The 9,040-nt window shown below is 68.4% G+C and carries 6 protein-coding genes and 1 tRNA gene; 1 reads left to right on the forward strand and 6 read right to left on the reverse strand.

Going from position 1 to position 9,040, the window contains the following annotated elements:
- The 6 genes from NNI01S_RS19965 to NNI01S_RS19985 all read right to left on the reverse strand — a co-directional run.
- On the reverse strand, positions 1 to 2,409 hold a 2,409-nt coding region (locus tag NNI01S_RS19965), incomplete at its 3' end, for an NAD-glutamate dehydrogenase domain-containing protein (RefSeq protein WP_174554446.1).
- 190 nt (positions 2,410 to 2,599) lie between these two features.
- Positions 2,600 to 2,722 (reverse strand): hypothetical protein, encoded by a 123-nt coding sequence (locus NNI01S_RS36365; protein WP_281180662.1) that lies wholly within the window; start codon positions 2,720 to 2,722, stop codon positions 2,600 to 2,602.
- A 319-nt stretch (positions 2,723 to 3,041) separates the two neighbouring features.
- Positions 3,042 to 4,718 carry an energy-dependent translational throttle protein EttA gene (ettA, locus tag NNI01S_RS19970; RefSeq protein ID WP_063021641.1) on the reverse strand — a complete coding sequence of 559 codons (1,677 nt, stop codon included), beginning with the start codon at positions 4,716 to 4,718 and terminating at the stop codon, positions 3,042 to 3,044.
- Positions 4,719 to 4,798: 80 nt separating this feature from the next.
- The gene (locus NNI01S_RS19975) at positions 4,799 to 5,296 is read right to left on the reverse strand and encodes a single-stranded DNA-binding protein (RefSeq protein WP_084489043.1); all 498 of its coding nucleotides are present in this window, start codon (positions 5,294 to 5,296) and stop codon (positions 4,799 to 4,801) included.
- Between the two features lie 161 nt (positions 5,297 to 5,457).
- Positions 5,458 to 6,408: a serine/threonine dehydratase gene (locus NNI01S_RS19980; RefSeq protein ID WP_063021701.1), complete on the reverse strand. Its 951-nt coding sequence runs from the start codon at positions 6,406 to 6,408 to the stop codon at positions 5,458 to 5,460.
- A 14-nt stretch (positions 6,409 to 6,422) separates the two neighbouring features.
- The gene (locus tag NNI01S_RS19985) at positions 6,423 to 8,456 is read right to left on the reverse strand and encodes a bifunctional copper resistance protein CopD/cytochrome c oxidase assembly protein (protein WP_063021642.1); all 2,034 of its coding nucleotides are present in this window, start codon (positions 8,454 to 8,456) and stop codon (positions 6,423 to 6,425) included.
- Between the two features lie 201 nt (positions 8,457 to 8,657).
- Between NNI01S_RS19985 and NNI01S_RS19990 the strand changes: the two genes are divergently transcribed.
- Positions 8,658 to 8,731: transfer RNA gene (locus NNI01S_RS19990), tRNA-Arg, on the forward strand.
- Positions 8,732 to 9,040: the final 309 nt, after the last annotated feature.

Here is a 9,040-nt window from a genome sequence, read left to right on the forward strand (position 1 = left end):
TTCCCGCGGTTCGACCTTCACCGAGACGAAATCGCGCGGTTTTCCTTCCACGTCGGTCACGTAGTAGTTGGTGCGCAGCGTCGCCTTGATCAGGCCGAGGATCGCACGCAGGATGCGGTCCGCGTCCAGGCTGACCACCTCGTCGATCCGCCCGCGCACCCGGATCTCCAGTTCCTCCGCGTGCTCGGGGGAGACGGTGTCGGGATCGAAACGCGCCGCGAACAAATCGACGAACAGGCGCGCGATATCCGGATAGGTGAGCAGCACCCGGCAGATATTGGCTTGGCTGTACGGAAAACCGGCCTGCTGCAGATACTTCGCGTAGGTGCGCAGAATCGAGACGGCACGCCACGGCAGCCGACCACGCAGCACGAGCTCGTTGAGACCGTCCGCCTCCGCGCGGCCGTACCACATGGCCTCGAAGGCTTCCACGAACCGCTCGCGCAGCCCGCGCACCTCTGCCTCGAGCACGTCGGCGCGCTTGGAGGACTCGAGCAGTTCCGCGTCCAGATCCCGATCGAGCGAACTGCGCAGCAGCTCCGGACGGGCCAGCAGGCCGAAGTCGTAGATCCACCGCTCACCGCCGGTACCGCCGTCGGCGGCGGTCTCCAGCTCGAGCTGGTACGGCCGCTCGTCGACCACCTCGACGCCGAGGCTCTGCAACAGCGGAAGCACCTGACTCAATGAGATACCGCTACCACCGACATAGAGCGTGAAGCGCCAGGAACCCGGTGCCGAATCCGGCTTCCGATACAGATATTGGTCGATCCGTCCGTCACGCAGCCGCTCCAGCCGCACGATGTCCGCGAGCGCGCGGGCCGCGGCGAAATCCTGTTTGTAGCCCTCGGGGAAGGCTTCCGCGTACCGCTGAACCACTGCGGGATCGAGCACCGTCGAGGTGCTCACCTCGTCGTTCAGGCGGTCGTCCCAGGTGCGGCTGGCCTCGGCGAGCAGGTTCTGCAGACGCAGCCGGTTGGGCTCGGAGGTGTCGGCGGCCGGGGTCGTCCGACGGGAAACCCCGTGTTCGGCCTCCGGCATGCGCACCGTGAAATACACCCGCGCCAAGTCGCTTTCGCCCACCCGCGCGGAATAGTCGATGGACACCCCGCCCAGTTCGCGGACCAGGATCTCCTGCATCTCCAACCGCGAGCTGGTGGTGTACCGGTCGCGCGGCAGGTAGACCAGGCAGGCGACATAACGGCCGTAGGTGTCCGCGCGCAGGAACAGGCGCACCTGGCGGCGCAGGCTCACGCCGAGCACGGCGGTGGCGGTACGGCGCAGCGTCTCCCCGTCGGCGGAGAACAGCTCGGTGCGCGGGAAGGACTGGATGACCTCGAGCATCGCCTGGCCGGAGAACGAATCCAGGTCGAATCCGCTCTCCTCGATCGCCGAGCGGACCCGGCGCTCGATCACCGGGATGTCCAGAACGTTCTCGTGCACGGCGGTGACGGTGAAGACACCGATGAACAGATGTTCACCGACGACCGTTCCGTCGGCCTCGAAGTCGGCGACGCTGACGAAGTACGGATACACCGCACGGTGCACGGTGGCGGGGACCAGCCCCTGGGTCAGCGTCAGCAGCGGCCGGTCACCGCCGTTGACCGGCACGTGGAAGTCGGTGCCCACGTCCGGCCGCAGCACGCCGAGGCAGGTGGCGGGCAGAACGGTGGACGTCTCCCGGCCCTGGTCGGAGTCGGTGTTCAGCCGGTAGCGCGCGTAGCCGAGGAGCGTGAAGTTGCCCCCGGCCAGCCAGCGCAGCAGGTTCGCCGTGTCGGTCAGTTCGGCCGGCTGGAACGGCGCGGACCCGGATTGCGCGGCCAGGTCCAGGTCGTCGGCCAGCTTGCTCTGCACGTCCTCGATTGCTTCGGTGTCACCGATCACCTGACGCACGTCGTCCACCACGTCCGGCACCGCGGACTCGACCTTGGCCAGCAGCGCCGCACTGGTCGACGGATGCAATTGCACGTGCATCCAGGATTCGCGCAGGCCAGCCGCGCCGGTACCGTCCACCTCGTGCGCGGCGGCGTGCGTGAGCTGTCCCTGCCCGTCCCGCTCGACCTCGAATATCGGGTGGATGATCTCGCTGACGCTCACGCCGATCCGGCTCAGCGACGAACTGATCGACTCGACCAGCAGCGGCATGTCGTCGGTGACGATCTGTACCGCCGCACCGATTCCGGAGCCGTCATCCGGGTGATACACCCGCACCAGCGCGCGACCGGGGCGGCGCATCATCGCCAGCTCCAGGTGCCTGCGGAAGATCTGGGTGATGCCGGTGATCGCACAGTCCACATCGCCCGCGTCGACGTGGCGGAAGTACGCCTCCTCGAGCGTCGCGAGTTCGCCGCGCAGCGACTGCGGCAAACCCGCGGCCCACGCCGCGCTGGACAATTCGGACGAGACGGTCATTTTTCGCCAACTCCCTCGGATATCGGTTCCGTAACAAAGTGACGCCGGTCCGAGGGTAACTGCGCGCCGATGACGCGTGGGTGAAATCCCTTTCGACATCCAGGTGTTCACCACGACCGCAAAATTCGCCGCTCGTGTGCCGGGGTCGCACGCGGCGACCTCGGGCACAGCACAGAATCGGACGCTAACGTCAGGTGAGCGCTACAGGTCGTATCCGTGGCGGCAGCGGCGCCGCACCGGTACCTCGGGTCAGCTCGGCCACCGCGCCGGCGGTCGAAGCCACCGATTGCTCGAACTGCGCCTGCGCATTCACGTCTCCCACCCTAGCGAGCTACGCACGGGTAGGTGTCACTCCTGTTCCGCGTTCGCGACAAAGACTTTTCGCGCCGTCCCACCGAGAGGGTTCGGCCCCCACGTCCGGCTCCGTTCTCCAGCCTCGCCGCCTCCCACGGCGCATGAGCAAACACCAGGCAGCAGCCGCCCCGACACACGCCCGCAGGGGCAGCGGCTTACGCACGGCGAAATCGACTCGCCGACATCCGGTCCGCCCGCCACGCACATCGAACGGTGACGGTGCGCGGCGAGTTGCAGGGCGGGATGGGTGCGGCCGGTGCACCCACCCCGCGCCGAACTCAGCCGCGGGTCAGCTTGCGGTGCGTCACCCGGTGCGGGCGGGCCGCTTCCGGGCCGAGCCGCTCCACCTTGTTGGCTTCGTAGGCTTCGAAGTTGCCCTCGAACCAGAACCATTTGGCCTCGTTGTCGGAGTCGCCCTCCCACGCGAGGATGTGGGTGCAGGTGCGGTCGAGGAACCAGCGGTCGTGCGAGATGACCACGGCGCAGCCGGGGAACTTCTCCAGCGCGTTCTCCAGCGAGCCCAGGGTCTCCACATCGAGGTCGTTGGTCGGCTCGTCGAGCAGAATCAGGTTGCCGCCCTGCTTGAGGGTCATCGCCAGGTTCAGCCGGTTGCGCTCACCACCCGACAGCACGCCCGCGGGCTTCTGCTGGTCGGGGCCCTTGAATCCGAACGCGCTCACGTAGGCCCGCGAAGGCATCTCCTGCTGGCCGACCTCGATGTAGTCCAGGCCGTCGGAGACCACCTGCCAGACCGTCTTCTTCGGGTCGATGCCCGCGCGGTTCTGGTCGACGTAACTCAGCTTGACCGTCTCGCCGACCTTCACTTCGCCGCTGTCCGGCTGCTCGAGCCCGACGATGGTCTTGAACAGCGTGGTCTTACCGACGCCGTTGGGCCCGATCACGCCGACGATGCCATTGCGCGGCAGGGTGAACGACAGGTCCTTGATCAGCTGGCGGTCGCCGAAGCCCTTGTCCAGGTGCTCGACCTCCACCACCACGTTGCCCAAGCGCGGGCCCGCGGGGATCTGGATCTCCTCGAAGTCCAGCTTCCGCATCTTCTCGGCCTCTGCCGCCATCTCCTCGTACCGGCCGAGACGGGCCTTGTTCTTGGCCTGCCTGGCCTTCGCGCCGGAACGCACCCAGGCGAGTTCTTCCTTGAGCCGCTTCTGCAGCTTCTGGTCCTTCTTGCCCTGCACTTCGAGCCGCTCGGCCTTCTTCTCCAGGTAGGTGGAGTAGTTGCCCTCGTACGGGTAGGCGCGGCCACGATCCAGCTCGAGGATCCACTGGGCGACGTTGTCCAGGAAGTACCGGTCGTGGGTGACCGCCAGCACGGCGCCCTGGTACTGCGCCAGGTGCTGTTCGAGCCAGTTCACGCTCTCGGCGTCCAGGTGGTTGGTCGGCTCGTCGAGCAGCAGCAGGTCGGGCTTGCTCAGCAGCAGCTTGCACAGCGCCACCCGGCGGCGCTCACCACCGGAGAGGTTGGTGACCGGCTCGTCCGGCGGCGGGCAGCGCAGCGCGTCCATCGCCTGCTCGAGCTGGGAGTCCAGATCCCACGCGTCGGCGTGATCCAGATCCTCCTGCAGCTTGCCCATCTCCTCCATGAGCTCGTCGGAGTAATCGGTGGCCATCAGCTCGGCGATCTCGTTGAAGCGATCCAGCTTCACCTTGATCTCGCCCATGCCCTCCTCGACGTTGCCGCGGACGGTCTTCTCCTCGTTGAGCGGAGGTTCCTGCTGCAGGATGCCGACGGAGGCGCCTGCGGCGAGGAACGCGTCACCGTTGTTCGGCTGGTCCAGCCCGGCCATGATCTTCAGCACGCTGGATTTACCCGCGCCGTTCGGGCCGACGACGCCGATCTTGGCGCCGGGAAGGAAGTTCAAGGTGACATCGTCGAGCACGACTTTGTCGCCGTGCGCCTTGCGAACCTTCTTCATCTGGTAAATGAACTCAGCCATAAGTGTGAAGCCTATCGGTGCGGGAGATGAGGGGACGAAGCAGAGCTACCGTGCCGCCAGGACGAAATCCGGTCGAGCGATCAAGCGTCGACTGGCTCGGGCGCGCTGCCGCGAGTCGGTGCCGAATCGACGGTAGCGCCATTCTCCCCCGGCGCGTCACCGACCGGCACCCGACCTTCAGCGCTCGGAGGCTCGGAAGTATTCCGTGCGGGCAGCTCGGACAACCGCGTCAGCTGGGCGGTGCACCGGGACAGGTCCGGTCCGACCACGGTGGCGCGCATCTCCAGATCCCGGCGTTCCACGCCGTCTTTGCTGCGGTACTCGTGCGAGCGCAACTGGCCGTAGGCGATGACCGGATCACCGCGCCGCAGGGACGCGTCGACACCCGCCACCAGCCGCCGCCAGCAGCTGACTGTGAGATACAACGTGCCGTTGTCAACCCATTGCCCCGACGCGTGATCGAGCCGACGGGAATTGCTCGCCAGCCGGAAGGTGACCACCTGCTCGCCGTTGGTGAGATCACGCTTGACCGGATGGGTCGCGATCGTTCCGATCACCGTCGCGTTCGCCTCGTACATGATTACGCCCCTTCGCATTCGGATCCGGGCCTGCCCGGAATTTCCTCCCCCTCCAGGAGGGCAATTCCAGGGTGCGCCGATTCCGCGAGCGCCGATCGACCCGTTCCCGGAATGTGCACAACTCCCGAGGATGTGAAGTCCGAGCTTTTCCGCTTGCGCGGTCAGAACACCGCCACGTCGGTATTGGCTCCGCACAGGACGATCACCGGTCGCTCGTCGGGCGCGGGAACGTAGGCGCCGCTGTGCACGGCCGCCAGCGCCGCGGCGCCGGCCACTTCGACCAGGATGCGGAATTCGCGCCACAGGTACTCGCGCGCCGCGGTGATCGCGTCGTCGCTCACCAGCACCGACCGCACGTCGTGCCTGCGGGCGACGTCCAGGGCGATGTCACCGATCCGGGTCGGCCCCAGAGTGTCGGCGGTGAGCCCGGACCCGACGATGTCGACGGGACGGTCCTCCGCCAGGGCGGCGCGCAGGACAGCCGCGCCCTCGGGCTCGACCCCGATCACCTGCTGACGGCGCCCGACCGCGGCCGCGATCCCGGCGACCAGTCCGCCGCCGCCCACCGCGGCCAGCACCGGCGGCCGCCCGCGCACCTGCTCTTCGAGTTCCAGCCCGACCACACCGATGCCCGCCACCACCGCGGGCAGGTCGTAGCCGTGCAGCAGCAGCGCGCCGCGTTCGGCGGCCAGCTCGGTCGCGTACGCCAAGGCCTCGGCATAGGTGGTGCCGTGCCAGAGCACTTCCGCGCCGTGCGACCACATGGCGGCGACCTTCGTATGCGGCGCCGTCTCCGGGACGACGACCGTGCACGTCTTGTCCAGCCGGGCCGCGGCGAGCGCGGCGGCGATACCCGCGTTGCCCGCGGAGGCGATCACCACCTGATCGACCCCGTCACCCGACTCCAGCAGTGCGTTGAGACTGCCGCGCACCTTGAACGTCCCACCGTGCTGGAGATGCTCGAGTTTCATCGTCACCGGCACCGGGCCCGATGGGCTCGCCACGGACGTGTGGAACACCGGCGTCTTGCGGATCCGGCCCGCCAGCCGCCTGCGCGCGGATCGCACGTGCGACCGTTCCACCCGCCCGGCCGGTCTGTGTGGGGAGACCATGGTGGCGCGTTCACTCACTTACGCACTTCTCCATCTCGCTTGGCCAGTTCGGCGAACATCGCGTTGTGTGCGGCGAGTGCGGCGTCGTTGTCGCGTTCGGCGGCTCGATCGGTGCGCTGCGCGAGCCGATGGTCGCTGCGCGACCATTGGATCAGCAAAGCCAGCATCACCACCACCAGGGGCACCTCTCCGCTGGCCCAGGCGAGGCTGCCACCGGTGCGCTGGTCGCCGAGCAGATCGCCGTTCCAACCGAGACCGAGACCGCGATAGAACCAGCCGCCGAGCACCGTGGTCATGCTCATCAGCGCGATGCCGAAGAACGCGTGGAACGGCAGGGAGCCGAACACCATCGCGAGCTTGGTCAGCGGCTCCACCTGCCGCGGCTTGGGATCGATGCCGATCACCACCCAGTAGAACAGGTAGCCGCTGAGCAGGAAGTGCACGTTCATCAGCAGGTGGGCGGCGTGCGAGTCGGCGTAGGCATCGAAGATGCCGCCCAGGTAAAGCGCGTAGAACCCGCCGACGAAGATCGCCGAGGCCACGATCGGGTGGGTCAGGAACCGCGACACCGGATTGTGCACGGCGGCGAGCAGCCATTCCCGCGGACCCGGCACGCCGCCGCGGCCCGCCGGGGGCAGCGCGCGCAACGCCAGCGTCACGGCGCCTCCGAGTGCGAACAGGATCGGCGCCAGCATCGACAACGCCATGTGCGCCCCCATATGGACGCTGAACATCGCGGGCGAGTACCGGCCGACTCCCGACGAGGTCGCGACGAGCAGCACAGCGCAGCCGGACAGCCAGGCGAGCGTCCGGCCGGCCGGCCATGCGTCGCCCCGTGCGCGCAGGCGCCGCACGCCGAGCAGGTACAGCACCGCGAGCACAACCGAAAGGGTCCCGAAGATCAGATCGAACCGCCAGTCGAACACCAGGCGGGCGAAATCGGGCGGCCCGGCCAGGTCGTAGCCCAGTTCGACTTCCACGGGAGTCGGGACGGAATCCGGCGGTGGCGGCGGCGTGCGGCCGAGCCCCACCGCGAGGCCGATGGTCGCGGCGAAGATCAGCACCTCGACGCCCGCGTAGCGGATCAGGGCCCTGCGATCGCCGGGATCGGCCGCGAGAGCGGGTAGCGCGGCGCGGCGCTGCAGGTAGCCGAACACACCGAGGATCGCCAGCGCGACGGCCTTGGCCAGCACCAACCTGCCGTAGGTGCTGGTGAACAGCTCGTCCAGCGGCACCCGGACCCAGGAGTTGATCACGCCGCTGACCGCGATCACGGCGAACGCTCCCGTGGCGGCCAGCGAGAAGCGCCGCGCCGCCACGTCGGTGTACGCGCCCCCGCGCACGGCGTGTGCCAGCACCGCGAACAGGCCGCCGGCCCAGACGGCGGAGGAGATCAGGTGCAGGATCAGGCTGTTGGTCGCGACGTCGTGCGACCCGCCCGAGGAGGAATGCCCGGTCAGCGCCAACGGCATCACGGTGGCGATCGCGGCGCCGAGCAGGACCGGAGTCCAGCCCCAGCGCAGCGCGAGGCGGCAACCGATCGCGACGATCAGGGCGAAGACTACGGTCGTCCGCCAGGCTCCGGCCAGCTCGATCTGACCGATTGCCCGCCAGAGGCCGTCCGGCCGCAGCACCTCCCCCACCGGCCGGCCCGTGGTGTCCGAGACCGTCAGCGGTACCAGGAGCGCCGCACAGCACGCCCACAGCACCGCGAAGTTCGATGCCCTGCGCACCGCCCGATACCCGCCCACGTCCAGCAACCCATTGCGCTGGGGTGGCACGAGGAAGGCCGCGAACAGCAGCGAACCGACCGTCAGCGCCGCCGCCAGATCGGCGAGCGCCCGGATCGCGGGCAGTCCGTAGGTGGTCGGCGCGCCCGGGTCGGGGATGCCGAGCAGACTCAGCGCCTGGGCCGCCGACAGCCCCACCACCAGCGCCGCGACCACGGCCGCGATGGCGCCGGCCAGCGCGGTGACCGTCGCGAACCTCGCCCCGGACCGGGCGGCCTCGGCTCGGGGAGCGGCGGACGAGGTGGGGACGGACGACATACGACTGAGCGTAGTTCGGCGAGTATTCCGTGGCCCGGTCGGGTTTGTACCGATATCCTGGCCGCGGATCACCACCGGCGCGTCACCTACTGTCTCGGGATGGCTGAAACGTTGCTAACGCTGAGAATCCGCCCACCTGGACGGTCGCTATAATCGACCCGCTGGACAGCACGGCCAATGTCGGCCATCGTGGAACCCGCTGCCTCCGTAGCTCAGTTGGATAGAGCAAGGGCCTTCTAATCCCTAGGTCGCAGGTTCGATTCCTGCCGGGGGCGCAGCAGCCCCTGTGACCTGCCTACACCGGGTCGCAGGGGTATTACCCACCGAGCCCGATGCTCAAACACCATGGAACTCAGCCCGTGGACCTTCCGCATGGGGCCGAGTCGGCCGAAGACTTCGCGAGCGAGTTGCGGCAGCCCGACAGGGCGCCGGGAACGATCACCACCCGCTGTCGCAAAGTTCTGCCGGGCTTGCGCTCAGGTCGGCCGGACAGCGAGCGCGATCGAGCGACCGTCATCCCATCGGTCCGACTCCGGACCCGTCGTCGCCCCGAGGACCCGGACCGCGGCACCCCGGTGGATCTT

Source organism: Nocardia niwae NBRC 108934 = DSM 45340 (genome assembly GCF_001613465.1).
Lineage (GTDB): Bacteria > Actinomycetota > Actinomycetes > Mycobacteriales > Mycobacteriaceae > Nocardia > Nocardia niwae.

Excerpts from the sequence above, each read along its gene's own strand:
- ettA (WP_063021641.1), bottom strand. The coding sequence starts at position 4,718 with ATGGCTGAGTTCATTTACCAGATGAAGAAGGTTCGCAAGGCGCACGGC.
- NNI01S_RS19985 (WP_063021642.1), bottom strand. The coding sequence starts at position 8,456 with ATGTCGTCCGTCCCCACCTCGTCCGCCGCTCCCCGAGCCGAGGCCGCC.
- NNI01S_RS19980 (WP_063021701.1), bottom strand. The coding sequence starts at position 6,408 with ATGGTCTCCCCACACAGACCGGCCGGGCGGGTGGAACGGTCGCACGTG.
- NNI01S_RS19975 (WP_084489043.1), bottom strand. The coding sequence starts at position 5,296 with ATGTACGAGGCGAACGCGACGGTGATCGGAACGATCGCGACCCATCCG.